The sequence below is a fragment of the Halomonas korlensis genome (genome assembly GCF_900116705.1).
In the GTDB taxonomy this organism is placed as follows: Bacteria; Pseudomonadota; Gammaproteobacteria; order Pseudomonadales; family Halomonadaceae; genus Halomonas; species Halomonas korlensis.
Window position 1 is genome coordinate 149282 of the sequence record NZ_FPBP01000004.1, and the last position, 26204, is coordinate 175485.

Here is a 26204-nt window from a genome sequence, read left to right on the forward strand (position 1 = left end):
AAATTATTCGACGACCCGATCGATGGTCAGCTCGACGGGCTCGTCAAGGCTACCGACCGTCACACCCTCAAGGCTGCCGAAGAGATCGCCGGGCTGCGGCGACGCCTGGCCGCTCGGCGAGACTCGCACGATCAAACGTGCCTCGTTCACCTGGGAGAGGTTCGCCTCCGGCGACATCGCCCGGCTGTCGTCGAGCACCACGCTGGTCGGCAGGTCGCCGGCACGCAGCTGGGCCACGGCCAACGGCGGCAGCTCGCCGGCCATGTCGCGGGCGACCACGAAGACGCGGGTATCGTCCTCGACCTCAGAGGCGAGGTCGGGATCCAGGCTGACGTTCACGCGGATGCCTGGCCCCTCGGCGGCGGCCATCTCGGCATCTTCCGGCGCCACCCCCATTCGCTGCTGGGCGACGCGGATGCCTTCACGCAGGGCATCGGCACTGCCCGGATCGTTCATCCCGGCGATGGCGCGCCGCCAGTGCTCGATGGCCTGGGCGAAGTCGCCACTGTCGAAGGCCGCGATGCCGAGCATGCCGAGCACCGTGGGCTGGCCAGAATCCTTCTCGAGCACCTCGTCGACCAGGGCCTGGACCTCGTCGGTCATTTCACGACCGGCGGCGAAGTAGCGGATCTGCGCCAGCTCCGCCAGCAGCGACGGCTCGCGCCCTTCCAGTTCGATCAACCGTTCCAGCGACGCAGTGGCCGCCTCGATGCGACCGGCATCGCGGTAGAGCGGAAACAGCGCCTTCCACACATTGGGGTTGTCGGCCTGACGCTCGGCCTGGCCCTCGAGACGCTCGATCAGCATGGCCAGCGAGCCATCGGGATCGTTGATCACCGCCTGCTGAGCGGCATACAGGGCCAGGTCGTCCTCGGCGCCTTCCTGCTGATACCAGACGACACTCGCCACCACCACGGCCACCATGAGGATTGGCACCATAAGGCGGCCAGCCGCCGCGGCGTGCAGCGGGTGGCGCGCCTGATGCTCGGTATCTTCAAGCAGGCTGCGCTCGAGTTCGAGACGATCCTCCTCGAGGCGAGCGTCGTCGATATCGCCACGCTCACGAGCGGCCTGCAGCGAGGCCAGGCGGCGCCGGTAGATCGCCAGGTTCTGGTCGGTGCTGCGATCATTGGCCTCGAAGTCGCGTTGCGCGGCACGCACGGCCGCGGCACGGCGCAGCGGCGCGACGAGCAACCACAGGGCGGGCAGCAACAAGATGGCGAAGGCTAGCCAGAGCAGAGTCATTCGGTCCTCTCGCGTTTGATGAGGGCATCGAGGCGGTCGCGCTCCTCGGCGGATAACTCACGGGCCGAGGCGTGGCGACGACCGCGCACGATCAGCGCCACCAACAGCAGGCCGAGCAGCACCAGGGCGACAGGCAGCCCCCACAGCAACAGCGTGCGGCCCTCGAGGCGCGGATTGTAGAGCACATAGTCGCCGAAGCGCTCGACCATGAAGTCAATGATCTCCTTGTCCGAACGCCCATCCTGAAGCTGAAGGTAGACCCGCTCGCGCATATCTCCGGCGATCGGCGACTCGGAGTCGTCAATGGCCTGATTCTCGCACTTCGGGCAGCGCAGGGTGGCGGTCAAGTCGCGGTAACGCTGCTCGGTGACCGGGTCGCTGAACTCCCGGACTTCCGAGGCGGCAAGGCCCGGCGTCGGCAACAGCAGGGCCATGCCCAGCATGAAACCCAGGCTCAACATGAAACCCAGACTTAATTTGAAGCCCAGGCCCAGCATGACATTGAGACGTAGCATGCGGTGTCGGTTCAGCGCCATTTTTCCACCTCCGGCAGTATGGTATCGCGCACGTCCTCCGGCTTGATATAGCCGGTGTGGTGGTAACGAATGATGCCGTCACGGTCGACCAGGAAGGTCTCCGGGGCGCCGTAGACGCCGAGGTCGAAGCCCAGTGTGCCTTCCGGGTCGAAGATGTTGACTTCGAAGGGATTGCCGTAGGTGTCGAGGAAATCACGCCCCTTGTCGCGGGTGTCCTTGTAATCGACCCCCACCAGGCGCACGCCCCGCTCGGCGAGGTCGAGCAGCTGGGGCATTTCCTGCTTGCAGGTCGGGCACCACTCGCCCCAGACGTTAACCAGGGTGACCTCGCCCTCGAGCAGTGACTCATCGACGACCCTGTCGGCATCCTCGAGGGTGGCGAGCTCGAAGGTTGGAAACTCCCGGGCCATCAGGGCCGAGTCGCGCTCGAAAGGATTGATCGACAGCCCCATAAAGAGAAATATCCCTAACACGAGAAAGCCGACCAGGGGCAACAGCAACAGCAGGCGACGCTTCATGCCGTGGCCTCCCGGGCGCGGGCCGCCGGCGCGCCTTCCGGGTCGCGGGCGGCGACGGTGCGACGGTAGCGCTTGTCCGCCACGGCCATGATGCCGCCAGCGGCCATCAGCAGCGCCCCCAACCACAGCCAGCGTACGAAGGGCTTGTACTGAAGACGCATGGCCCAGCTCCCGCCTTCCAATTCCTCGCCCATGGCCACGTAGAGATCACGGAACAGTCCCGGGCTCAGCGCGACCTGGGTCATCGGCATGCCGCGTGCGATATACAGGCGCTTCTCGGGCGTCATCGTAAAGTTGCGTCGACTATCACCGCGGCGCACCTCGATCTCAGCAGCATCCGCCAGGTAGTTGGGGCCGCGCCGACTGGCAAGCTCGGTCATGGTGAAGGTGTAACCGGCGACCTCGACGCTGTCGCCGACGCCCATGCGCACGTTACGCTCGATGGCATAGTTGGACACCACCGTGACCCCGATGATGGTCACCGCCACTCCCAAGTGGCCGAGCACCATGCCCCAGTAGGCCAGTGACAACCGCTTGATGCCGGCCAGACGTCCCGCTGAATGGCGCGTCTTGGTCCATAGGTCGCGTGCCATCGGCAGCACGATCCATAACGCCACCACGACACCCAGGCTTACCTTGAGATTCCACTCGCCACGATAGAGCAACGGCGCGACACCGCCGATCACCAAGGCCGCGAGACCGGCCAGCCAGCTGCGCTTGAAGAGATCGCGGCCGTCCATGCGCTTCCAGCGCGACAGCGGGCCAAGGCCCATGAACAGGCAGAGCAGCACGGTGAGCGGCACGAAGAGCGCATTGAAGTAGGGCGGGCCCACGCTGATCTTGCCCAGATTCAAGGCATCGAGCAGCAGCGGGTATACCGTGCCCAACAGGACAGTGATGGTGATGATCACCAGCAGGAGGTTGTTGATCAGCAGCAGGGCATCGCGAGACAGCCAGTTGAAGCCCACCTGATGGCTGACCCGAGGTGCACGCAGCGCGAACAGCAGCAGCGACAGGCCGACGGTAATGCCCAGCAGCACCAGGATAAACAGGCCGCGCGAGGGGTCGTTGGCGAAGGCGTGCACCGAGGTCAGCACCCCCGAGCGCACCAGGAAGGTGCCCATCAGCGACAGCGAGAAGGTGGAGATCGCCAGCAGCACCGTCCAGCTCTTGAAGGAGCCCCGCTTCTCGGTGACGGCCAGGGAGTGGATCAGCGCCGTGCCCGCCAGCCAGGGTAACAGCGAGGCGTTTTCCACCGGATCCCAGAACCACCAGCCGCCCCAGCCGAGCTCGTAATAGGCCCACCAGCTACCCAGAGCGATGCCCACGGTGAGAAAGGCCCAGGCGATATTGGTCCAGGGCCGCGCCCAGCGCGTCCAGGCAGCGTCCAGGCGTCCGCCCAGCAGGGCGGCGATGGCGAAGGCGAAGACCACCGAGAATCCCACGTAGCCCATATAAAGCATCGGCGGATGCACGATCAGCCCGAAATCCTGAAGCAATGGGTTGAGGTCGGCGCCATCTTCGGGGAGGTTGGGCAACAGCCGCGCGAAGGGGTTGGAGGTGATCAGCACGAACGCCAGGAAACCCACGCTGACCAGGCCCATGACACCCAACACCCGGGCCAGCATGTCGCGCGGTAACTCCCGCGAGAAGTGGCTGACGGCGAAGGTCCAGCCCGCCAGGATCAGACTCCACAGCAGCACCGAGCCCTCGTGGTTGCCCCAGACCGCACTGGCCTTGTAGTACCAGGGCAACAGCGAGTTGGAGTTGTTGGCGACGTTGGTCACGCTGAAGTCGTCAAGCAGGTAGCTGGCGGTCAAGCAAAGGTAGGCGATGGCCAGGAACAGGAACTGGCCGGTGGCCATGGGGCGTGCGTAGGCCATCCACAGCGGGCGGCGTGTGGCCGCCCCGGCCAGCGGCATTACCCCCTGTACCAGCGCCATCAAAAGGGCGATGATCAGGGCAAAGTGGCCGATTTCCGGAATCAACAAGGTCTGCATGGACACTCCGAATCAGTTCGTCTGGCGCGAGTCGTCATTGCCTGCCTGGGCCCCTACACGCTTGGCGACCTCGGCGGCCTTGGCCTGGTAGTCCTCGGGTGAATAGCCGGCATCCTCCAGCGCCTGGGCGACTTCCGGCGGCATGTAGTTCTCGTCGTGGCGGGCCAGGACTTCATCGGCCCGGATCCAGCCCTCCTGGGTAAGCTCGCCGACGACCACCACGCCCTGCCCCTCGCGGAACAGGTCGGGCAGGATGCCGCTGTAGCGTACTTCCACGTCGTCCACGTAATCGGTGACGGTAAAGGCCACGTCCAGGGTTTCGGTATCGCGGGAGACCGACCCTTCCTTGACCATACCGCCGGCACGCAGGGTGCGCTCGAAGGGCGCGTCTCCGGCAGCGATCTGGACCGGGCTGAAGAAGAGGTTGATGTTGGACCGCAGCGCAAAGAGCGTCAGGCCCACGGCAATCGCTGCCAGAGACACCAGTCCCAGGATCACGAAGAGTTTCTGTCGGCGCTTAGGTGTCATTGATGTCTCCAACCCTTGAAGGGGAACGGGGTGTCCTGCCTTGGGCGGCGTGGTGCCGCTCGCGGCGGCTGCGGCGTTGCAGCTGGCGTATCAATTGGCGGCGCTCGTGGCGCGCGTGCAGCACACTGCCCAGCAGCAGCAGCAGGGTCATCGCCCAGGCGCTCCAGACATAAGGGCCGTGCCCGCCCATGGCGAGAAAATCGTTCAGCGAAGAAAAGGCCATCAGCGCCCCTCCCCGGCCAGTTCACGCACCCAGTGCTTGGTCGCTTCACGGCGCAGGATCTCGCTGCGGGTCCGCGTCAGCGTCAGGGCGATGAAGAAACAATAAAAGCCCAGCACCATGATCAACAGTGGCATCCACATCTCCAGCGGCATGGCCGGACGCGAGGTCACGCTAAACGTCGCAGGTTGGTGCAGGGTGTACCACCAGTCCACCGAGTACTTGATGATCGGGATGTTGATAACGCCCACCAGAGCCAGTACGGACGCCGCCCGGGAGGCGCTGTCGCGACTGGAAAAGGCTCCACGCAGCGCGATCACCCCGACGTACAGGAACAGCAGGATCAACATGGAAGTCAGGCGCGCGTCCCACATCCACCAGGTACCCCAGGTGGGCACGCCCCATACGGCGCCGGAGAACAATGCGATGAAGGTCATGGCGGCCCCCAGCGGCGCCATCATGGCCGCGGCCATATCGGCGATCTTGATTTTCCAGACCATGAAGATCAGCCCCGACACCGCCATGGCCACGAAGATCGACTGGGCCAGGAAGGCCGCCGGTACGTGCACGTAGATGATGCGAAAGCTGTTGCCCTGCTGGTAATCCGCCGGCGCGAAGGCCAGCCCCCAGATACTGCCGACCACGATCAACACCGCCGCCGCCGCCCAGAACCAGGGCAGCAGGCGAGCGCTGATGACATAGAACCACTTGGGTGATCCCAGCTTGTGAATAAAGGTCCACATCCCTCGTTGATTCCTCATCCGTTGATACTGATGCGCAGCGACGCCGCGATCGCCCAGGGCGCTAGCATCAGCGCCACTGCGAGCAAGGCGCCGAGTATCGCCAGGTGTGCCGTGATGCTGTCCCCCAGGATCGCCGCCTGGACGGCACCGGCTCCGAAGATCAGCACCGGAATGTAGAGCGGCAGCACCAGCAGCGAGAGCAGCACACCGCCACGTGCAAGCCCCACGGTGAGGGCGGCGCCGATGGCACCGATCAGGCTCAGGCTGGCGCTGCCAAGCGCCAGCGACAGCGACAGGACCAGATAGCTTCCGGCCGGCAGCGACAACATGATGCCGAGCACCGGCGCCATCAAGGCGAGCGGCAGCCCCGTCAACAGCCAGTGCACCGCGACCTTGGCCAGCGCCAGCGCTGCGAGCGGCTGGGGCGAGAGCAATAACTGTTCCAGGCTACCGTCGTCATAATCACCACGGAACAGGCTGTCGAGTGACAGTAACGCCGCCAGCAACGCCGCCACCCAGAGCAGGCCTGGGGCGATGGTGGACAGCAGCTCCGGGTCAGGCGAGATGCCGATCGGGAACAGCGTGATCACCAGCGCGAAGAACACCAGCGGGTTGAGTACCTCCCCACGCCGCCGCAACAAGAGTGTCAGGTCACGTCGGAAGGTGGCTTGCAATGCGACCCGCAGACCGCCGGAGGGTTCCCGATGCAATGAAGTGGCGGGTTCGGCCTTGCTCACGGTAGCCTCAGTGCTGGACATGGGCATTGCCGGCTCCGAGCCGCACATGGCGCAGGGCGGGCGTCGCCCTGAGCGCGTGATGAGTGGTGACCAGCACGGAACCACCGTTTCGCGCATGCGCCTCGAGCCGCGCTTCGAGTTCGGCCACTCCCTGGCGGTCGATGGCGGTAAATGGCTCATCGAGCACCCAGAGGGGCCGCGGCGTCAGTTCCAGGCGCGCCAGCGCCACGCGGCGCTGCTGCCCGGCGGACAGCTGTCCGGTAGGCAGGTCCTCGAAGCCGGCAAGCCCCACCCCGTCGAGCGCCGCCAGGCGGGCGGGCTCACTGTCGGGGCCGCCGGCCATGGCCTGGTACCAGGCAAGATTTTCCAGGGGCGTCAGGGCCGCCTTGACCCCAGTCGTATGGCCGAGATAGAGCAGGCTCGAGAGAAAGGCGTCGCGTGCCTGGCGCATCGGCATCTCGTTCCAGAAGAGCTCGCCATGATAGTCCGCCAGTTGGCCCGACAGGATTTTCAACAGCGTGGTCTTGCCACTGCCATTGGGGCCCTCGATGCGCACGATTTCGCCGGCCACGATATCCAGGTCGAGATCCTCGAACAGCCAGCGATCATCGCGTTCACAGGCCAGCTCTCGGGCTTGCAGACGCAGGGTCAAGGCACTCTCCGGGCGTAGGGTATTTCGGCCGAAACTTTACACGCAAAGGGGTTTCGCTACCAGTCGCGCCGCTGCGTCAGCCGGTCGCAGTTGATGTGCGTCAAGTCGGCGTTGACGCATCGTGCCTTGCCAGATCCGTGCCGGCTGTTATGCTCACGAAGTACTGTACGAATTGACAGGTTTCATATCGCGGGTCCGCCGACAGGAGTAGACACGACATGTCGAAGGTCAGATCGCAGTTTCTTCAGCGCCGGCTCAATCAGCCCTCTTCCATGGCCTGGGAAGTGATCGAGGACGGTGATCTCGTCGAAATCCCGCTGCTTGGACAAGTCTCGGCGGGCCTGCCCATCGATGCCTGCCCCGACGTCGGCAGCCTGCATGTGCCGTCGCGCATGGTACGCCGTAACACCTACGCCCTGCGCGTTCGCGGCGATTCTATGATCGACTGCAATATTTTCGATGGCGACGTGATCATCATCGAACGCAGCGAGAGCGCGGAAAACGGCGAGACCGCCGTGGTGATGATCAACAACCAGGAAGTCACCCTGAAGAAGTTCTATATCGAGAAATCCGGCGTTCGCCTGCAACCGGCCAACGAAGGCATGGCGCCTATCTATCTGAAGAATGACGATATCCAGGTGCTCGGCCTGGTGATGGGTGTGGCGCGCCAGGCGGAACTGGCCGCCTGATGCGCTACGCCGTACCCGACCTGCCGCCCGGTGCCTGGCATGTAGGCGAACTCGAGGTGGAAAGGAGCCGTTTCATCGCCTGGGTGTGTCATGCGCCCGACAGCGCGGCCTTCGAGGCCCTGCTTGCCACCGCGCGCGAACGGCATTCGAGCGCCAGCCACCACTGCAGCGCCTTCATTGCCGGCCCGCCCGGCGAACAGAACGCCATCGGTTTTTCCGATGACGGCGAACCCGGGGGCACCGGCGGTCGGCCGATATTCCAGGTGCTTGAAGGCGCGGGGCTGGGCCAGGTGGGCTGTGTCGTCACTCGCTATTTCGGCGGCACCAAGCTGGGTACCGGCGGCCTGGCCCGGGCCTACGCCAGGGCCGCCGCCCTGGCGCTCGATACCCTGCCCAGGCGTGAGCTCATCGAGCGCGCCGCGCTGTGCATCCGGGTCGATTTCGCCGGCGAGGCCGAGGCGCGAGCCTGGCTGTCCGAACAGGCCGTTCCGGTGACGCAAGCAGAGTATCGCGCCGATGGCGTCGTACTGACCCTGGGTTGGCCCAACGACACACCCGCCGATCTGACCTCCCTGGAAACGCGCTTACGCGGGCGTATCACCGTATTGACCTAACCTTGGGTCGGCATCCCTGCGCCAGCCTTCCCAGAGCCTATCCTGTGCTTCAATAGCTTCTTGACATAATTTGAGATAATCATCTTGCCATGCCGATCACTCACGGCGAGTTTCGCGTGGCGAGTTGACGTATCTTTCCCCAACAAACTATATTATCAAACAAATAATCGATTTTTCACGGCATGGTTTATGACAATCATAACAATTGCGTCCGACACCACCGTTGACGGGACGGCATCATGACCGCGAGCAAAGGCACGCGGCTGAGCGCGCTGTTCTGGGCATTCACCCGCATCGGCCTGCTGGGTTTCGGCGGCGGCCCAGCGATGATTCCCTTGATCCAGCAGGAAGTGGTCAAGCGCCATGGTTGGCTCGATAATGACGAGTTCGCCGATATCCTGGCCATCGGCAACACCCTCCCTGGCCCTATCGCGACCAAGATGCCCGGCTACATTGGCTACCGAGTGGCGGGCCTCGCCGGCTGTGCGGCCGCCGTGATCGCCGTGATCCTGCCGATGATTCTGGCCATGGTCGCCCTGCTCGGGCTCTTCACGCGCTATCGGGATGTGGCCTGGATCCGGGGCATGGGGCAGGCGGTCGTGCCGGTGGTGATGGTCATGATGGCCCAGTTGACGCTGGACTTCTGGAACAAGTCACGCTTAGCTCTGGGATGGATCGTCAGCCTGATAATGGCCAGCGTGGCCGGCGTACTGATCTACGTCATCGGCATCCATCCCGGATGGATCATCGGCGGGTTGCTGGCGGCCGCCCTGCTGCGTCCCAGCTCATCTGGCAAGGAGGCTAGCCGATGATCTACTGGGAGCTGTTCCTTGCCTTCTTCATCCCCAACATCATCGGCTATGGTGGCGGCCCGGCGATCATCCCGCTGATCGAAGCCGAGGTGGTCGGCCGCTACGGCTGGATGGGCGCGCAGCAGTTCGCGGAAACCCTGGCACTGGGCAACGCCCTGCCCAGCCCCATCGCGACCAAGATGGCCGGTTATGTCGGCTACGACGTCGCGGGCGCCAGTGGTGCCCTGGTCGCCGTCTTCGCCACCGTCGTGCCTTCCCTGCTGCTGATGCTTGGCGCACTCGGCCTGCTGTATCGCCATCGCGATTCGCCGCGCGTGAAGCGCATGAGCCAGTGGGTTCGCCCCGTGATCGCGACGATGATGGCCTGGTTGACCTGGAGCTTCTTCAGCGAGGGGCTCGACAATGCCGGCTGGCTGCATACCGTGCTGATTGGCGCGGTGTCTGCCATTGCCCTGCTGCGTTTCAGGACGCATCCGGCCTTCGTCGTGATGGCCGCCCTGATCTACGGAGGCCTCTTCCTGGGCTGACATAATGGCCTCTACAACACGCTCGCAACCTCACAACAACCATAAGACCGCAACACGCGCTCACCCCGCTCCCGACGAGCGGTAAACACCAGACGACTCACAACAGCAAAGGTGATACCCCATGACGCGCTCGAGACTGACCCTCACCATCGCCGCCATCGGCCTGGCCTCAACCGTTGCCTTGACCGGTACCGCGCAAGCCGACTATCCGGAACAGGATATCCGCATGGTCATCCCCTACGGCCCGGGCGGCGCGACCGACATCATCTTCCGACTGATCTCCAAGGAAGCCGAGAAACATCTCGGCGAGTCTATCGTGCCGGTCAACATGGCCGGTGCCGGCGCGACGCTTGGCTCGAGAAACGTCAAGGATGCCGACCCCGATGGCTACACCCTGCTGGGTAGTCACGACACCATTGCCCTGTCCAAGCTGGCCGGCACTGTGGATTATTCCTACGACGCCTTCGCGCCGATCGCCCTGCTGACCCAGACCATCAACATCCCGACTGCACACGCCAATCATCCGGTACAGAGTGCCGAGGAGATCGCCGACTACGTCAGCGAGAATCCCGGCGAGGTGCGCTTCAGCATGATCCCGAGCTCCACCGATCACTTTTTCTGGGTGCAGTTCTTCGACGCCGCCGGCATCGACATGGCGGACGTACGCCTGGTCGGCTACCCGGATACCGGCGAGCAGGTATCGGCCTTGATGGCCGAAGAAGTCGACTTCGCGATGTTCAACCTGCCTTCCGGCGGCGCGTATTATGAGGACGGCACCTTCCGCCCGCTGGCTGTCGCCCACCCCGAGCGGCTGGACAGCCATCCCGACGTCCCCACCCTGCGCGAGCTGGGCATCGAGATGGATCACTCGACCAGCCGCGGCATCTTCGCGCCCAAGGGCACGCCTGAGGAGATCCAGGCCACCATCGCCGATGCCTACGGCAAGGCGCTGGAGAACGAAGAGATCAGCAGCCGCATCGAGAATGAGTTCGGCTCGGTGGTGCGCTTCCTGGCCGGCGACGACTATCTCGAATTTCTCGACGAGAACGAGGCCGCGCTGACCGCTGCCGCCGAGAATATCGACTTCCAGAACTGATACGGTGATTCCCTGCCGGCCTGCTTAACGCCGGCCGACAGGTGTCTCCCGAGAGACCTATCATGCTGATGCTTACCAAGGATCGTGCCCTGGCGCTTGCCATGATGCTCATGGCCGGCATTATGCTGGTGGAATCCGGCGACATTCCCCCGCCGACCAGCTGGCAACCTTATGGCTCGGCGCTGTTTCCGCGGATCCTGCTGGTTCTGGTCAGCGCGCTCTCGCTGCTGATCCTGATCCGCTCGCTGCTGGCCGGCGCCAAACGGGCCGATACGCCCCGCCGCACCTTCCCGCAATGGCTCGCCCACAACCGTACCGTTCTGGGTCTTTTCCTGCTGTTCGGCCTCTATGCCGCCCTGCTGCCACTAGTGGGCTATATCGCGGCGACGCTGGGCTTTCTGGTCCTGGCCTTTGCCCTGCTGCTGGGCATCGATACGCGCCGCAAGTGGATCATCAATCTCACCGTGAGCGGCATTCTCGTACCGCTGGTGTACGTGATCTTCCGTTACGGCCTCAATGTCTGGCTACCCTGACGCACTCGGAGTGAACCATGGCTGACTTCTTTCTTCAGGCACTCGGTCAAGTCGGCAGCCCCATGGTCCTGGCGCTGATCACGATCGGGGTCCTGTTCGGCATTATCGGCGGTTGTATTCCCGGCTTCACCGTGACCATGGCGATTCTGGTGGTCTTTCCGTTCACCTTCGCCATGGACCCGGTCAGTGGCGTCTCGCTGATGGTCGGCGTCTTCGTCGGCGGCTATTCGGGCGGGCTCGTCTCGGGGATCATGCTGGGCATTCCCGGCACGCCATCCTCGATCACCACCGTCTACGACGGCTATCCCATGGCCCAGAAGGGCGAGCCGGGCCGGGCGCTGGGCATCGGCGTTGCCGCCTCCTTCATCGGCACCCTGATCAGCGTGGCGGTGCTGGTCTTCTTCGGCCCGTTGATCGCCAGCTACAGCATGAAATTCCGCCCCTGGGAAATCACCTCGCTGATCGTCTTCGCCCTCACCCTGGTCGCCGGCTTGTCCAACGGGGCCATGCTCAAGGGGCTGCTGGCGGCCGCCCTGGGGCTGCTGATCACTACCGTCGGCTACGATCGCAACAGCAACCTGCGCTTTGACTTCGATCTCCCGGTACTCGGCTCCGGCTTCGAGATCCTGCCGGTGATGATCGGCATTTTTGCCTTCTCGCAACTGATGGGGAACCTCGAGAAGCTGCGCGACGACAAGAGCGAGATCAAGGACGTCAACACCAATGTCGCGATCCCCTACCGACAGATCCTGGTGGACATGTCGCGCCAGAAGATCAACACCCTGCGCTCGTCGCTGATCGGCAGCCTGGTGGGCGCGCTTCCCGGTACCGGGGGGACCGTTGCCAACTTCATCAGCTACGACCAGGCAAAGAAGATGTCCCGCCACCCCGAGAAGTTCGGTACCGGTACGCCCGATGGCATCGTCGCCTCGGAAGCCTCGAACAGTGCGGTGGCCGGTGGCGCCTTCGTGCCCACCCTGGCGCTGGGCATTCCGGGCGACCTGCCGATGGCGATCATGATGGGCGTGCTGATCCTGCACGGCATCACCCCCGGCCCGCTGATGTTCGAGCAGAACCCGGTGCTCGTCGGGGCCATCTACGCCAGCCTGTTGATCGGTGCCGTGGTCATGGTGCTCTGTCAGTTGCTGCTGGTGCGCTGGTTCGCCAAGATCTCGCTGATTCCCCAGCAGGTGCTGGTGCCCGTGGTGCTGATGCTGTGTGCCGTCGGCGCCTTCGCGCTGAACAACAACCTCTTCGATGTCTGGGTACTGTTTATCTTCGGCATCCTGGGGTACCTGCTCTGGAAGGCGGAAGTTCCGCTCACCCCGCTGATCCTCGGCGTGGTGCTGGGCGACAACATGGAGCGCCAGCTGTTTCGCGCCCTGGAACTCGACAGCAGCTGGCTGACCTTCCTCACCCGGCCGCTATCGGCGCTGTTTCTTGCGCTGGCGGTGGTGTCACTGCTCTTCTCGCTGTATCAGAACCGCAAGATTCGCCTCCATGCCCTCGAGACAAAAGGCGAATGATGCCTGAACTTTATTTCCGTTTAAAACCTATTCCCGCTTGAAACCATCATTCAGGAGCCAGTGCATGCAGCATGATGCCCTCTACTATCCGAGTCCTTCGCGGCGCATGGCCAGTTTCGGCCGCCGCGGCATGATCGCCACTTCCCAGCCGCTGGCTGCTCAGGTGGGCATGCGCATCCTACAGCAGGGCGGCAACGCCGTGGACGCCGCCATCGCCTCGGCCGCCGCGCTGACCGTGGTCGAGCCGACGTCCAACGGCATCGGCAGCGATGTCTTCGCGATCGTCTGGATGGACGGCAAGCTCCATGGCCTCAACGCCAGCGGCCCGGCCCCGGCCGGCGCCACCATCGAGGCCGTGAAGGCGCTCGGGCATGAGCGCATGCCCAAGCACGGCATGATTCCGGTGACCGTCCCCGGGGCACCGGCGGCCTGGTCGGCGCTTTCGGAGCGTTTCGGCAAGCTGGCCTTTGCCGAGCTGCTGGCCCCCGCCATCGAGCTCGCCGAGCAGGGCTTTCCGGTCTCACCGATCGTGCATCAGATGTGGGAGGAAGCCTTCCACAATTACAGCGCCTATGACGAGGCCGCCTTTACGCCGTGGCTCGACACCTTCGCCCCCGCGGGCCATGCCCCGAGGCCTGGCGAGCTCTGGTCATCGCCAGGCCATGCCAGCACGCTGCGCGCCATTGCCGACACCAAGGGTCAGGCCTTCTATACGGGGGAGCTTGCCGACAAGCTCGACGCGTTCTTCCGCGAGCACGGCGGTCTGCTGCGCAAGGAAGATCTGGCACGCTTCGAGCCCGAGTGGGTCGAGCCGATCGGCACCCGCTACCGCGGCCACGACATCTGGGAAATCCCGCCCAATGGCAGCGGGATGATCGCGCTTCAGGCACTCGGCATGCTCGAGCGGATGGGTGACGAGGTCCGCGACCCGGTCGAGACGCTGCATCGCCGCATCGAGGCCACCAAGCTGGCCTACGTCGACGGCCTCGAGCACATCACCGAGCGCGACCAGATGAAGCCCAGCGTCGAGCAGATGCTGGCGGACGACTACCTGACCTCGCGCGCCAAGCTGATTGGCGAGCGCGCCTTGGACCCGGTCCACGGCAACCCCATCAAGGGCGGCACGGTGTATCTCGCCACGGCGGATGCCGACGGCAACATGGTGTCGTTCATCCAGAGCAACTTCGCGGGATTCGGCTCGGGCATCGTCGTGCCGGGAACCGGCATCAGCCTGCAGAACCGCGGCTGGTCGTTCTCGCTCGACCCCGAGCAAGCCAATGCCCTGGCGCCGGGCAAGCGCACCTACCACACGATCATCCCCGGCTTCATCACCCGTGACGGTCAGGCCGTCGGCCCGTTCGGCGTCATGGGCGGCTTCATGCAACCCCAGGGACACGTCCAGGTGATCACCGCCATGCTCGACGAGCATCTCAATCCCCAGGCGGCGCTGGATGTGCCACGCTGGAAGTGGACCGAGGGACGCACCGTGGAAGTCGAACCGCACTTCCCCGACCATCTTGCCCTGGCGCTGGCCCGACGCGGCCACAAGATCGTCAAGGCGGCCGACACGATCAGCTTCGGCCGGGGTCAAATCATCCTGCGCGACAGTGAGACCGGCGTCTTGAGCGGCGGCACCGAACCGCGCACCGATGGGGCGGTACTCCCCTGGTAGCGTCTTGAGTCCTCATGAAGACGGCGCCCCGCGGGGCGCCGTCTCCGTCTCTACTGGCGCGACCCGCTCACGCTCATCCCAAATACTTGATCATCACCCCGGCGGCCACCGCCGAGCCGATCACCCCGGCGACGTTGGGCCCCATGGCGTGCATCAGCAGGAAGTTGTGCGGATTTGACTCCAGCCCCACCTTGTTGGCCACCCGCGCCGCCATGGGCACCGCCGAGACCCCGGCGGCGCCGATCAGCGGGTTGATCGGCATCTTGCTCATCGCGTTCATCAGCTTGGCCATCAGCACCCCGGCGGCGGTGCCGATGCCGAAGGCGACGATGCCCAGGCCGAGGATCCCCAGCGTCTCCAGGGCCAGGAAGCTGTCGGCCATCAGCTTGGAGCCCACCGAGAGGCCCAGGAAGATGGTCACGATGTTGATCAGCGCGTTCTGGGCGGTGTCGGAGAGCCGCTCCACCACCCCACACTCGCGCATCAGGTTGCCGAAGCAGAACATCCCCAGCAGCGGCGCGGCATCCGGCAGGAAGAAGGCCACCAACAGCAGGATCGCGATCGGAAAGACGACCTTCTCGAGCTTCGACACCGGGCGCAGCTGGGTCATGGTGATCTCGCGTTCGCGCTTGGAGGTCAGCAGTTTCATGATCGGCGGCTGGATCAGCGGCACCAGCGCCATGTAGGCGTAGGCGGCCACGGCGATGGCACCCAGCAGCTCCGGGGCCAGCACGCTCGACACGTAGATCGAGGTCGGGCCGTCGGCCCCGCCGATGATGCCGATGGCGGCGGCCTGGTTGAGCGAGAAGTCCATCACCCCCAGCGCCGAGAGCCCCACGGCGCCGAACAGGGTCGCGAAGATGCCGAACTGGGCCGCGGCGCCCAGGAACAGGGTGCGCGGATTGGCCAGCAGCGGGCCGAAGTCGGTCATCGCCCCCACGCCCATGAAGATCACCAGCGGCGCGATGCCCGAGGCGATGGCCACCGTGTAGAAGCTGTAGAGCATGCCTTCGCCGTAGCCGACGCCGACCGCCACGTCGCGGGCGGCACGCAGCGTCTCCGGCGCCGCCCCGTCCTGGGTCAGCCCCTTGAGGGTCTGGCGCCACGTCTCGGCGTCAGCTGCAGGGTCGAGACTCGCGCCCAGCGCGGTTGCGAGCTGCTGGAGCACGGCGGGCCTTGCCACCTCGATGGCCTGGTCCAGCGCCGACAGCGCCAGGCCCGCCTCGGGGATGTTGGCAAGAATCCCGCCGAAGCCGATCGGCACCAGCAGCAGCGGCTCGAACTTCTTGCGGATCGCCAGATAGAGCAGCACCAGCCCCACCAGGATCATCGCGGCCTGGCCCAGATTCAGGTTGTAGAGCCCCGAGCCGTGCCAAAGTGTCAGTAGTTTCTCCATGAGGGGGCCCTTAGAGCTCGATCAGCACGTCGCCGACGGCGACGCTGTCGCCCTCGCTGACCTTGACGGCGGAGACGCTGCCGGCGACGCTGGCGCGCACCTCGGTCTCCATCTTCATGGCCTCGAGGATGATCACCACGTCGCCCTCCTCGACGCTGTCGCCCTCGCGCACGTTGACCTTGAAGATGTTGCCGGCCAGCGGCGCGGTGATCGTCTCACCGCTCGCGGCCGGCGCGGCCTCGGGCTGGGCGGGCGCGGCCTGCGCCTGGACCTCGCCGACCTCGCCGCCCTCGGCGACCTCGACCACGTAGGCCTTGCCGTTGACCTTGACGGTGTAGGTCTCGGGGCCGGCCGGCGCGCCGCCCTGGGTCGCCGGCGCCCTGACCTCGGCCCCGCCCTGCTGTGAAGCGACTGGCAGGCTGGCGCCGGGCGCCTCCTTCCCGGGGGCCTGGGGGGCGGGCTCGAAGGCGTCGGGGTTGTCGCGGTGCTTGAGAAACTTCAGCCCGATCTGCGGGAACAGCGCATAGGTGAGCACGTCGTCGATCTCGCGCTCGCCCTCGGCCAGGCGGATGCCCTCGGCCTTGGCCTTCTCCTTGAGCTCGGCGGCCAGCCTGTCCATCTCGGGGCTGAGGTTGTCGGCCGGGCGGCAGGTGATCGGCTCGCCCCCCTCCAGCACACGCGCCTGTAGCTCCTGGTTGAACGGCGCCGGCGCGGCCCCGTACTCGCCCTTGAGCAGCGCCTGGACCTCCTTGGAGATCGATTGGTAGCGGTTGCCCATCATCACGTTCATCACCGCCTGGGTGCCGACGATCTGCGAGGTGGGGGTGACCAGCGGGATGAAGCCCAGGTCCTCGCGCACCCGCGGGATCTCCTTGAGCACGTCGTCGAGCTTGTCGCCGGCGCCCTGCTCCTTGAGCTGGCCTTCCATGTTGGTGAGCATGCCGCCCGGCACCTGGGCGATCAGGATGCGCGAGTCGATGCCCTTGAGCGAGCCCTCGAAGGCGGCGTACTTCTTGCGCACCTCGCGGAAGTAGGCGGCGATCTCCTCGAGCAGCTCGAGGTCCAGGCCGGTGTCGCGCGCGGTGCCCTGAAGGATCGCCACCACCGACTCGGTGGGGCTGTGGCCGTAGGTCATCGACATCGAGGAGATCGCGGTATCGACGTTATCGATGCCCGCCTCGGCGGCCTTGAGGGCGGTGGCGGTGGACATGCCGGTGGTGGCGTGGCACTGCATATGAATGGGGATGTCGACGGCGGCCTTGAGCTTGGTCACCAGCTCGTAGGCATCGTAGGGCTTGAGCAGGCCGGCCATGTCCTTGATCGCCAGCGAATCGGCGCCCATGGCGGCGATGGTCTTGCCGAGCTCGACCCAGCCGTCCAGGGTGTGCACCGGGCTCACGGTATAGGAGAGCGTGCCCTGGGCGTGGCCCTCGACCTGGCGCACCGCCTGAATGGCGCGCTCGAGGTTGCGCGGGTCGTTCATGGCATCGAAGACGCGGAACACGTCGACGCCGTTGGTCTTCGCCCGCTCGACGAAGCGGTCGACCACGTCGTCGGCGTAGTGGCGGTAGCCGAGCAGGTTCTGGCCGCGCAGCAGCATCTGCTGGGGGGTGTTGGGCATGGCTGCCTTCAACGCCCGTATCCGCTCCCACGGATCCTCGCCGAGGTAGCGGATACAGGCGTCGAAGGTCGCCCCGCCCCAGGACTCCAGCGACCAGAAGCCGACACGGTCGAGCTTCTCGGCGATGGGCAGCATGTCATCGAGGCGCAGGCGGGTGGCGAACAGCGACTGGTGGGCGTCGCGCAGGACCACGTCGGTAATGCCCAGCGGGCGGCGAGTCGAGTCTGTCATAGCGTTGACCTTGTCGTTATGAAGGAGCCATCACGCGGTGAGGCAGGCAATGAAACGTCGGCGTGGGGTAGCGCCGTCAGCGACGGTGACGGCGGCGATAGTGATGCACGGCAGCGGTGATGGCGACCATGACGTCATCGTCCTGGCCCGCCGGGGCACCGGCTCGGCCGCGGATCGGCGCCTGTGGCGCGACGGGCTCGGGGAAAAAGCGCCCAACGGTCTTGGACATCAGGGTAGTGACGATCACCAACAACGTAAGAAAAACAAACACGAACCCCATGCCCACGCCCATCAGGGCAAGCCCCTCGTTGAGCAGCTGCGTGTCCTGCATGCGAATTCTCCTGCTTCTTGCGCACAAAAGCCTCGATTTCATGGAAAAATCCGGCTTGCGCTTTTTTCGGGATGCTATAACCTGCCATATTTCCGACAGATTGCAATGGCGCCATGGTGGAAGTCAGCGTTGTTAATTTACTACATAACGGGCGAATCGGCCTAGCCCCCATGGAAGGGGTCATCGATGCGGTGACCCGCGATCTATTGACCCGTCAGCCCGGCTTCGACTGGGCGGTGACAGAATTCGTACGCGTTGTCGACGCTCGCCTGCCCTCGCGCGTCTTTTACAAGCACTGCCCTGAGCTCAGCGCCACACGCGTCGCCACCCCATCAGGCGTTCCGGTGTGTCTTCAGCTGCTTGGCTCGGATCCCGCCGCCCTTGCGGCCAATGCCTGCCAGGCGCTACGGCTCGGCGCGACGCAGCTCGACCTCAATTTCGGCTGCCCGGCCAAGACAGTCAACCGTCACGATGGCGGGGCCTCGCTGCTGCGGGACCCCGATCGCGTCCATGCCGTTGTCAACGCCGTCCATGCCGCCGTGGGCGACGAGATACCCGTGACCGCCAAGATCCGCCTGGGCTTTGCCGACCGGCGCCTGGCGTTGGAATGCGCCTTGGCTGCCGAAAGCGGCGGTGCCTCGCAGCTAGTCGTCCACGGGCGGACCCGCGAGGAAGGCTATCGACCGCCCGCCCACTGGGAATGGATCGGGCGCATCCGACGGCGCCTGGCCGTCCCGGTCGTCTGTAACGGCGACATCTGGACCCTGGAAGACTATTGGAAGGCTCGCACGCTCTCGGGCTGTCAGGATGTCATGCTCGGTCGCGGCGCCCTGGCCGATCCTTGGCTGGCGACACGCATCCGTCATTGGCAAGCGACTGGCGAACGACTCGCCGACACCGGTTGGCAATCGCGCGCCGCCATCCTCGCCGAATTTGCTGCATTGCAGCGTATCACACTTCGTGATCGTGTAGTCACTTCTCTCGTCAAACAGTGGCTGGGGCAGATGCGGAGCCGCCATGCCGAATCGGCCAGGCGTTTTCAGGCCCTCAAGCGCCTGACGGATCTGGACGCGCTGCTTGTCGGTCTGCGGGCGCCTGACCATGAACACGCGGCACTTGATTGCCAGCATGAGCCTGCCTGACCACGCAGCGTATCGGTCCATTACTGGCTAGCGCGGTGCCTAACGACGGACACAAAGTGTAGGCAAAAAAAGAGACGCTCATCGTGTCACGACAGCGTCTCAAACGATCGCAGGGCCCGCACGAGCTAAAATGCGCCGGCCCAGCCAGTTAACATGTCAACGAAAACAACAAACCCGCCCTCGCAGGGAGGACGGGGCTTAATCTGGCGCGCCCGGGAGGATTCGAACCTCCGACCACCTGATTCGTAGTCAGGTACTCTATCCAGCTGAGCTACGGGCGCTGGATGCAATGAACGAATCATTGGCGGAATGAAGCAAGACAAAACGGCAACATTCAAAGAGAAGATGGCGCGCCCGGGAGGATTCGAACCTCCGACCACCTGATTCGTAGTCAGGTACTCTATCCAGCTGAGCTACGGGCGCTCTATCTTTTCACTGCGTCGAGGCGTCACTTGCCTTTGTCTGCAAAGACACTACCACTTGGTAAGTGGCGGAGAGGGAGGGATTCGAACCCTCGAAGAGGCTATTAACCCCTTACTCCCTTAGCAGGGGAGCGCCTTCAGCCACTCGGCCACCTCTCCCTCATCGACACGGCACGTATCCTACCGTTTCGAAACGCGATTGTCCAGCAAGCTAGCGAGTTTTCTCAGTTTCGGGGGCATGGGTCGTTGGTGGTTCAGCGCCCCTGTTCCTCTGTTTCCGCATCGACCTTCTCACGCTGAATACGCTGATAGATTTCTTCACGATGGACAGCGACATCCTTGGGGGCATTGACCCCAATGCGCACCTGATTACCTTTGACGCCCAACACCGTCACGGTGATGTCGTCTCCGATCATCAGGGTTTCGCCGACTCGGCGGGTCAGGATAAGCATGGCTGATCTCCTTCTCAGACTTTTTCGGACGTATTAGCAGCGAGATGTAAGCCGACGAGATGGCGCCGATTCATTATGCGGCATGACATCCTACCTGACCTCGGACTTCGGCTCCATGGCACTCGTGAGCTCCGTTTAAGGAAAGTCCTACTCATCAAGTACCATGGACGACTCATCAACCATCAACCACCAACGTAAAAAGGGTCGGCGTTCGTGGCGTATTACTCGCTCTCGATGTCACTCTTGTCCAGTCCGAACGCTTTATGCAAGGCCTTGACCGCAAGTTCCATATGTTTTTCATCAATCACCACCGAAATCTTGATTTCGGAAGTCGACACCATGCGGATATTGATATTCTCATCGGCCAGGACACGGAACATTTTCGCAGCCACACCGGCATGTGAACGCATCCCCACCCCGACCAGCGAAACCTTGGCGATGTTGTCGTCACCCCTCAGCTCGCCACCCCCCAGGTCGGGAATCACTTGTTCCTTGAGAATCTTGGTGGTCTGCTTGTAATCACCCTTGGCCACGGTGAACGTGAAGTCAGTGTAATCCCCTGCTGGCGCTACGTTCTGCACGATCATGTCGACTTCGATATTGGCGTCAGCGATGGGCCCGAGAATCCGTGAGGCCACGCCCGGCACGTCGGGGGTATTGAGCAGGGTCAGCTTGGCTTCGCTGGCGGTGAAGGCGATACCGGAAATCAGCGGTTCTTCCATGGAATCCTCGTCTTTATCGGAGTCTGCAACGATCAGGGTGCCGGGGCCATCCTCGAAGCTGGACAGCACGCGCAGCGGAACATTGTATTTGCCGGCGAACTCGACGGCGCGGATCTGCAGGACCTTGGAGCCGAGGCTCGCCAGTTCAAGCATCTCCTCGACGGTAATGGTCTCGAGCCGCCTTGCCTTGGAGCAGACACGCGGGTCGGTGGTGTAGACACCATCGACATCGGTATAAATCTGGCACTCGTCGGCTCCCAGTGCCGCCGCTAGCGCAACGCCGGTGGTGTCGGAACCGCCACGGCCGAGGGTAGTGATGTTGCCTTCATCATCGACCCCCTGGAAGCCGGCGACCACGGCCACCTGACCGTCGTCGAGGTCCTGACGCATGTCCTCGGTCTCGATGCGCTGGATGCGCGCCTTGGTGTAAGCGCTGTCCGTGACGATACCGACCTGGGAGCCGGTATAGGATGTCGCCGGCACGCCCAACTTGTGCAGCGCCATGGCCAGCAGGGAAATGGTCACCTGCTCGCCGGTCGATACCAACATGTCCATCTCGCGCGGCGTGGGGTCGTCGTTGATCTCGTTGGCCATGCCGATCAAGCGGTTGGTTTCGCCGCTCATCGCGGACACCACCACCACGATCTGGTGACCCTGGTCACGAAAGCCCTTGACCTTCTCGGCCACGGCCTTGATGCGCTCAACGGAGCCCACCGAGGTGCCGCCGAATTTCTGTACGTATAGTGCCATCTGCCGATTTCCCTCGTGGTTCGAGTGCGCCGGGCGCTCGGATGAGTGAAAAATTGTCAAGAATACCTCAGGGTCCGTGCATCACGGCTACCGGCCCCGTCACGATGTCTAAAGCCGTTCCTCGACCCAGGCCGGCACGCTGGCCAGCGCGCCCGGCAGCGCCGCGACATCGCTGCCACCGGCCTGTGCCATGTCGGGCCGGCCGCCGCCCTTGCCGCCCACCTGGGAGGCCACATGATTGACCAGCTCGCCGGCCTTCACACGGCCGGTGAGATCGCTGGTCACCCCGGCGATCAGGCTGACCTTGCCGGCTTCGGCGTCAGCCACGCCCAGCACGACGATGCCGGAGCCCAGCTTGTTCTTGAGCTGGTCCAGCACGCCGCGCAGCTCCTTGCCGGAAACGCCCTCCAGCCGCGTGGCCAGCACCTTGACGCCATTCACGTCACGGGCCTGGCTGAGCATGTCGCTCCCGGCGGTACTGGCGAGCTTGGCCTTCAGGCGCTCGAGCTCCTTTTCCAGGGCGCGGTTGCGCTCGACCAGCGATTCCACCCGCTCTTCCGCCTGCTCCGGCTTGGCCTTGAGTCGTTCCCCGATACGATTCAGGCGCGCTTCCTGTTCGCGGAAGTGCGCCAGGGCTCCCTCACCGGTGATCGCCTCGATACGCCGCACGCCGCTGGCGATCCCGGCTTCGCTGACGATATGAAAGCAGCCGATGTCGCCGCTGTGTGCCACGTGGGTACCGCCACAGAGCTCGATGGAGAAATCATCAGGCCCGATGGTCAGCACTCTCACGTTATCGGCGTACTTAGCCTCGAACAGCGCCGCGGCGCCCTTGGTCTTGGCCTGGTCGAGACTCATCTGCTCGATGCGCGTCGGCGCATTGGCGAGAATCTGCTGATTAACGATAGTCTCTACCTCGGCCAACTGCTCGGGCGTCATGGCCTCGAAATGACTGAAGTCGAAGCGCAGCCGCTCGGGGGTGACCAGTGAGCCCTTCTGCTGCACATGATCGCCCAGCACCATGCGCAGTGCCTTGTGCATCAGGTGGGTCGCCGAGTGGTTGCGTACCGTGGCGGCCCGCAGGCCGGCATCGACCTGCGGGGTGACCTCGGCGCCCACCGCCAGCTCGCCTTCCAGCATCACACCATGATGCAGATGATGGCCGGCCTGCTTCTGGGTATCGGTGACCATGAATCGGCCGCCCGGCACGCTCAGATAGCCGGTATCGCCCACCTGGCCGCCAGATTCGCCGTAGAAGGGCGTTCGATCCAGCACCACCACGCCGCGCTGTTCGGGCACCAGGCCGCTCAGGGCGTTGCCCTGGCGATCGACGATTGCCGTGACGGTGGCCCGATCCTCGAGCCGGTCGTAGCCGGTGAACGCCGTCTCGCCCTCGAGCTCTAGCGCGGCCCCGTAGTCGGCGCCGAACTGGCTGGCGGCACGGGCGCGATCGCGCTGGGCCTCCAGCTCACGCTGAAAACCCGTCTCGTCCAGGCTCACGCCGCGCTCACGACAGACATCGGCGGTCAGGTCATACGGAAAACCGTAGGTGTCGTAGAGCTTGAAGATCGTCTCACCCGGGAGCACTTCGCTGTCCAACCTGGCCAGGGCTTCCTCGAGCAGCCCCATGCCGTGCTCCAGGGTGCGTGCGAACTGTTCCTCTTCCTTGAGCAGCACACGCTCGATCCGCTGGCGCGCCTGGCGAAGCTCCGGGTAGGCGTCGCCCATCTCGGCGTCGAGTGCTCCGACCAGCTTGTGGAAGAAGTTGCCCTTGGCGCCGAGCTTGTGACCGTGTCGAATGGCGCGCCGAATAATTCGGCGCAGCACGTAGCCACGCCCCTCGTTGGAAGGCAATACGTCATCGACGATCAGGAAAGCGCAGGAGCGGATATGATCCGCGATCACCCGCAGCGAAGGCGTGCTGGTGTCGTCGTGCCCTGTGGCCCGGGCCGCTGACTCCAGCAGATTCTGGAAGAGGTCGATCTCGTAATTGGAGTGCACGCCCTGCAGTACCGCAGCGACCCGCTCAAGCCCCATGCCGGTATCGATGGACGGCTTGGGCAGAGCATTGAGGGTGCCGCTGGCGTCGCGATCGAACTGCATGAATACCAGGTTCCAGATCTCGATATAACGATCGCCATCTTCTTCGGGGCTGCCAGGCGGCCCACCCCAGACTTCTGGACCATGATCGAAGAAGATCTCGGAACTCGGTCCGCAGGGGCCGGTGTCGCCCATCTGCCAGAAGTTGTCCTCATCGAGTTTCGAGAACCGTGCGGGATCGATGCCTATCTCATCCTTCCAGATACGCTCGGCCTCGTCGTCGCTGATGTGCACGGTCACCCACATCTTCTCTCTGGGCAGGCCCAACACTTCGGTCAGGAACATCCAGGCAAAGCGGATGGCGTCACGCTTGAAGTAATCGCCGAAACTGAAATTGCCGAGCATCTCGAAAAAGGTGTGGTGACGCGCGGTATATCCGACGTTATCGAGGTCGTTGTGCTTACCGCCGGCACGCACGCAGCGCTGAGCCGAGGTAGCGCGCACGTAGGGACGCGGGTCGCGACCCAGAAAGACGTCCTTGAAAGGCACCATGCCGGCGTTAGTGAAGAGCAGGGTCGGGTCGTTGTCCGGCACCAGGGAGCTTGAGGGCACGATGGTGTGACCGTGCTCCTCGAAAAAACTCAGGAAGGCCTGTCTGATCTCTGCGCTTTTCATGGGATATCCGTGACGATAAGCAGGATGACGCGGCGGGAAGGCGATCGACGGCGGCGATGCCTGCCCGACATGTCGGGCTCGGTGGAGCCCGACAGCGTCAAAAGGAAGGAATTATAACGTAATCGTCAAGGAATTTTCAGCGTGGGGTGGGAATCATTCCAGCCAGGCATGCTCCATGGCGTAGCGGACCTGCTCGAAGGCAAAGCCACGGCCGGCCAGGAAGCGCTCACGCCGGGCCCGCTCGCGGGGCGTATCGCCAGGCGAGGAGAAGCGCCGCGCCAGCGCCTCGCAGGCAAGGGCGAACCAATCGGGCTCACCCGACGGTTCGCAATCGGCAAAGGCAGCACTCACCTGTTCCCGGTCGATGCCGCGTCGTTCGAGTTCAACGCGGATCTTCATCGGCCCCTGGCCGCGCTGGATACGCGAACGCACGAAGCTCTCGGCAAAGCGAATATCGGATTGCAGTCCCCGCTCGGCCAGGTCGTCGAGACACTCGCCAATGGCCGCCGGCTCATGGCCCTTGGCGGCCAGGCGCTCGACGAGCTCCTGGCGGGAATACTCGCGCCTCGAGAGCAGACGGATTGCGTCGTCCCGGGGCGTCGCGTCGCGAGCGCCGGCGCTGACAGGCATGGCTAGAGCAGGCCGTCCTCGCCGGTGTCCTCGATCGCGTCACCGGCGGGCACCTCGGCCGCACCTTGCTTGCTTTCCTTGCCCTCCTTCTCCTTGGGCTCGGCCGTGGCCAGCAATTGTCCGCGAATCTGGCTCTCGATCTCCTCCATCACGGCGGGGTTATCCTCCAGGAACTGGGCGGCGTTGGCCTTGCCCTGACCGATCTTGTTGCCCTGATAGCTGTACCAGGCACCCGCCTTGTCGACCAGCTTGCACTGCACGCCCAGGTCGACGACTTCGCCGGCATGATAGATGCCCTTGCCATAGAGAATCTGGAACTCGGCCTGGCGGAAGGGCGGCGCCACCTTGTTCTTGACTACCTTGACCCGCGTCTCGTTGCCGGTGACCTCGTCGCCCTGCTTGACCGAGCCGGTACGGCGAATGTCCAGGCGCACGCTCGAATAGAACTTCAGCGCGTTGCCGCCGGTAGTGGTTTCGGGACTGCCGAACATCACGCCGATCTTCATGCGGATCTGGTTGATGAATACCACCATGCAGTTGGCGTTCTTGATGTTGCCGGTGATCTTGCGCAGGGCCTGTGACATCAGGCGCGCCTGCAGGCCGACATGCGAGTCGCCCATCTCACCTTCGATCTCGGCGCGCGGCGTCAGTGCCGCCACCGAGTCGATCACGATGACATCGACACCGCCCGAGCGCACCAGCATGTCGCAGATTTCCAGGGCCTGCTCGCCGTTATCGGGCTGGGAGACCAGCAGGTCGTCGAGATTGACCCCGAGCTTCTCGGCATAGCTGGGGTCGAGGGCATGCTCGGCGTCGATGAAGGCACAGGTCTTGCCCTGTTTCTGGGCCTGGGCGATCACCGACAGGGTCAGGGTCGTCTTGCCCGAGGACTCGGGGCCGAAGATCTCGACGACCCGCCCCAGCGGCAGGCCGCCGATACCCAGAGCGATGTCCAGCCCCAGAGAGCCGGTGGAAACCGAGGGCATGACGACCCGCGGCGTGTCGCCGAGGCGCATCACGGTACCCTTGCCGAACTGACGCTCGATCTGTGTAAGCGCAGCGTTCAATGCCTTGCTGCGGTTGTCGTCCTGAGCCATGAAATGCCCCCTGTGCACTGTATGATTGACCAGTAGTATGGCGTAAA

General features: G+C 64.2%; 26 protein-coding genes and 3 tRNA genes. 9 read left to right on the plus strand and 20 right to left on the minus strand.

Going from position 1 to position 26204, the window contains the following annotated elements:
* Positions 1 to 3 precede the first annotated feature (3 nt).
* The 9 genes from ccmI to ccmA all read right to left on the minus strand — a co-directional run bounded on the left by ccmI (position 4) and on the right by ccmA (position 7179).
* A complete protein-coding gene (gene ccmI, locus BM341_RS07345) occupies positions 4 to 1245 on the minus strand; it encodes a c-type cytochrome biogenesis protein CcmI (protein WP_089794452.1) in 1242 nt (413 codons plus the stop codon).
* Entirely contained in the window at positions 1242 to 1688 is a 447-nt protein-coding gene (locus tag BM341_RS07350) for a cytochrome c-type biogenesis protein (protein WP_245784219.1), read from the minus strand. Before BM341_RS07350 ends, ccmI begins: the two co-directional genes overlap by 4 nt.
* 83 nt (positions 1689 to 1771) lie before the next feature.
* On the minus strand, positions 1772 to 2299 hold the full coding sequence (locus tag BM341_RS07355) for a DsbE family thiol:disulfide interchange protein (RefSeq protein ID WP_089794454.1): 528 nt from the start codon (positions 2297 to 2299) through the stop codon (positions 1772 to 1774).
* Entirely contained in the window at positions 2296 to 4299 is a 2004-nt protein-coding gene (locus BM341_RS07360) for a heme lyase CcmF/NrfE family subunit (protein ID WP_089794456.1), read from the minus strand. Before BM341_RS07360 ends, BM341_RS07355 begins: the two co-directional genes overlap by 4 nt.
* Before the next feature lie 12 nt (positions 4300 to 4311).
* The gene (gene ccmE / locus BM341_RS07365; RefSeq protein WP_089794458.1) at positions 4312 to 4827 is read right to left on the minus strand and encodes a cytochrome c maturation protein CcmE; all 516 of its coding nucleotides are present in this window, start codon (positions 4825 to 4827) and stop codon (positions 4312 to 4314) included.
* Complete coding sequence (gene ccmD, locus BM341_RS07370; protein WP_089794460.1) at positions 4817 to 5050, minus strand: heme exporter protein CcmD; 234 nt, start codon at positions 5048 to 5050, stop codon at positions 4817 to 4819. Before ccmD ends, ccmE begins: the two co-directional genes overlap by 11 nt.
* The gene (locus tag BM341_RS07375) at positions 5050 to 5790 is read right to left on the minus strand and encodes a heme ABC transporter permease (RefSeq protein WP_089794461.1); all 741 of its coding nucleotides are present in this window, start codon (positions 5788 to 5790) and stop codon (positions 5050 to 5052) included. The genes ccmD and BM341_RS07375 overlap by 1 nt, the downstream gene beginning before the upstream one ends.
* Before the next feature lie 14 nt (positions 5791 to 5804).
* Complete coding sequence (gene ccmB, locus BM341_RS07380) at positions 5805 to 6548, minus strand: heme exporter protein CcmB (RefSeq protein WP_089794783.1); 744 nt, start codon at positions 6546 to 6548, stop codon at positions 5805 to 5807.
* Positions 6535 to 7179, minus strand: coding sequence for a cytochrome c biogenesis heme-transporting ATPase CcmA (ccmA, locus tag BM341_RS07385; RefSeq protein WP_089794463.1), 645 nt, complete (start codon positions 7177 to 7179; stop codon positions 6535 to 6537). Before ccmA ends, ccmB begins: the two co-directional genes overlap by 14 nt.
* A 218-nt stretch (positions 7180 to 7397) precedes the next feature.
* Between ccmA and BM341_RS07390 the strand changes: the two genes are divergently transcribed.
* The 8 genes from BM341_RS07390 to BM341_RS07425 all read left to right on the plus strand — a co-directional run bounded on the left by BM341_RS07390 (position 7398) and on the right by BM341_RS07425 (position 14648).
* A complete protein-coding gene (locus BM341_RS07390) occupies positions 7398 to 7868 on the plus strand; it encodes a LexA family protein (protein WP_089794464.1) in 471 nt (156 codons plus the stop codon).
* On the plus strand, positions 7868 to 8482 hold the full coding sequence (locus BM341_RS07395; RefSeq protein ID WP_089794466.1) for an IMPACT family protein: 615 nt from the start codon (positions 7868 to 7870) through the stop codon (positions 8480 to 8482). The genes BM341_RS07390 and BM341_RS07395 overlap by 1 nt, the downstream gene beginning before the upstream one ends.
* A 239-nt stretch (positions 8483 to 8721) precedes the next feature.
* A complete protein-coding gene (locus tag BM341_RS07400; RefSeq protein ID WP_089794468.1) occupies positions 8722 to 9294 on the plus strand; it encodes a chromate transporter in 573 nt (190 codons plus the stop codon).
* Positions 9291 to 9821 carry a chromate transporter gene (locus BM341_RS07405; protein WP_089794470.1) on the plus strand — a complete coding sequence of 177 codons (531 nt, stop codon included), beginning with the start codon at positions 9291 to 9293 and terminating at the stop codon, positions 9819 to 9821. The genes BM341_RS07400 and BM341_RS07405 overlap by 4 nt, the downstream gene beginning before the upstream one ends.
* 121 nt (positions 9822 to 9942) lie before the next feature.
* Entirely contained in the window at positions 9943 to 10917 is a 975-nt protein-coding gene (locus BM341_RS07410) for a Bug family tripartite tricarboxylate transporter substrate binding protein (RefSeq protein ID WP_089794472.1), read from the plus strand.
* A gap of 62 nt (positions 10918 to 10979) precedes the next feature.
* Positions 10980 to 11450 carry a tripartite tricarboxylate transporter TctB family protein gene (locus tag BM341_RS07415; protein ID WP_089794474.1) on the plus strand — a complete coding sequence of 157 codons (471 nt, stop codon included), beginning with the start codon at positions 10980 to 10982 and terminating at the stop codon, positions 11448 to 11450.
* Between the two features lie 17 nt (positions 11451 to 11467).
* Positions 11468 to 12976, plus strand: a complete 1509-nt coding sequence (locus BM341_RS07420; protein ID WP_089794476.1) for a tripartite tricarboxylate transporter permease — start codon at positions 11468 to 11470, stop codon at positions 12974 to 12976.
* A gap of 64 nt (positions 12977 to 13040) precedes the next feature.
* Positions 13041 to 14648: a gamma-glutamyltransferase family protein gene (locus BM341_RS07425; protein WP_089794479.1), complete on the plus strand. Its 1608-nt coding sequence runs from the start codon at positions 13041 to 13043 to the stop codon at positions 14646 to 14648.
* 73 nt (positions 14649 to 14721) lie between these two features.
* On the opposite strand, the gene BM341_RS07430 is transcribed toward BM341_RS07425, so the two are convergent.
* The 3 genes from BM341_RS07430 to BM341_RS07440 all read right to left on the minus strand — a co-directional run bounded on the left by BM341_RS07430 (position 14722) and on the right by BM341_RS07440 (position 18227).
* Positions 14722 to 16044 (minus strand): sodium ion-translocating decarboxylase subunit beta, encoded by a 1323-nt coding sequence (locus BM341_RS07430; RefSeq protein WP_089794481.1) that lies wholly within the window; start codon positions 16042 to 16044, stop codon positions 14722 to 14724.
* Positions 16045 to 16054: 10 nt separating this feature from the next.
* Positions 16055 to 17896 (minus strand): sodium-extruding oxaloacetate decarboxylase subunit alpha, encoded by a 1842-nt coding sequence (gene oadA / locus BM341_RS07435; RefSeq protein ID WP_089794483.1) that lies wholly within the window; start codon positions 17894 to 17896, stop codon positions 16055 to 16057.
* A gap of 76 nt (positions 17897 to 17972) precedes the next feature.
* Positions 17973 to 18227, minus strand: coding sequence for an OadG family protein (locus BM341_RS07440; RefSeq protein ID WP_089794485.1), 255 nt, complete (start codon positions 18225 to 18227; stop codon positions 17973 to 17975).
* Between the two features lie 170 nt (positions 18228 to 18397).
* Here BM341_RS07440 and BM341_RS07445 point away from each other — a divergent pair, with 170 nt between their 5' ends.
* Positions 18398 to 19369 carry a tRNA dihydrouridine synthase gene (locus BM341_RS07445; RefSeq protein WP_089794487.1) on the plus strand — a complete coding sequence of 324 codons (972 nt, stop codon included), beginning with the start codon at positions 18398 to 18400 and terminating at the stop codon, positions 19367 to 19369.
* A gap of 204 nt (positions 19370 to 19573) precedes the next feature.
* Here BM341_RS07445 and BM341_RS07450 read toward each other — a convergent pair.
* From BM341_RS07450 to recA, 8 genes are all read right to left on the minus strand, one after another.
* Positions 19574 to 19650, minus strand: a tRNA-Arg gene (locus tag BM341_RS07450).
* A gap of 65 nt (positions 19651 to 19715) precedes the next feature.
* Positions 19716 to 19792 (minus strand) — tRNA-Arg (locus tag BM341_RS07455).
* Positions 19793 to 19857: 65 nt separating this feature from the next.
* Positions 19858 to 19950 (minus strand) — tRNA-Ser (locus BM341_RS07460).
* 95 nt (positions 19951 to 20045) lie between these two features.
* Positions 20046 to 20243 carry a carbon storage regulator CsrA gene (gene csrA, locus BM341_RS07465; protein WP_089794489.1) on the minus strand — a complete coding sequence of 66 codons (198 nt, stop codon included), beginning with the start codon at positions 20241 to 20243 and terminating at the stop codon, positions 20046 to 20048.
* Between the two features lie 221 nt (positions 20244 to 20464).
* Complete coding sequence (locus BM341_RS07470; protein WP_089794491.1) at positions 20465 to 21715, minus strand: aspartate kinase; 1251 nt, start codon at positions 21713 to 21715, stop codon at positions 20465 to 20467.
* A gap of 108 nt (positions 21716 to 21823) precedes the next feature.
* Positions 21824 to 24430 (minus strand): alanine--tRNA ligase, encoded by a 2607-nt coding sequence (gene alaS, locus BM341_RS07475; RefSeq protein WP_089794493.1) that lies wholly within the window; start codon positions 24428 to 24430, stop codon positions 21824 to 21826.
* Between the two features lie 153 nt (positions 24431 to 24583).
* The gene (locus BM341_RS07480; RefSeq protein ID WP_089794495.1) at positions 24584 to 25060 is read right to left on the minus strand and encodes a regulatory protein RecX; all 477 of its coding nucleotides are present in this window, start codon (positions 25058 to 25060) and stop codon (positions 24584 to 24586) included.
* A 2-nt stretch (positions 25061 to 25062) separates the two neighbouring features.
* Positions 25063 to 26157 carry a recombinase RecA gene (gene recA, locus BM341_RS07485; protein WP_089794497.1) on the minus strand — a complete coding sequence of 365 codons (1095 nt, stop codon included), beginning with the start codon at positions 26155 to 26157 and terminating at the stop codon, positions 25063 to 25065.
* Positions 26158 to 26204 lie beyond the last annotated feature (47 nt).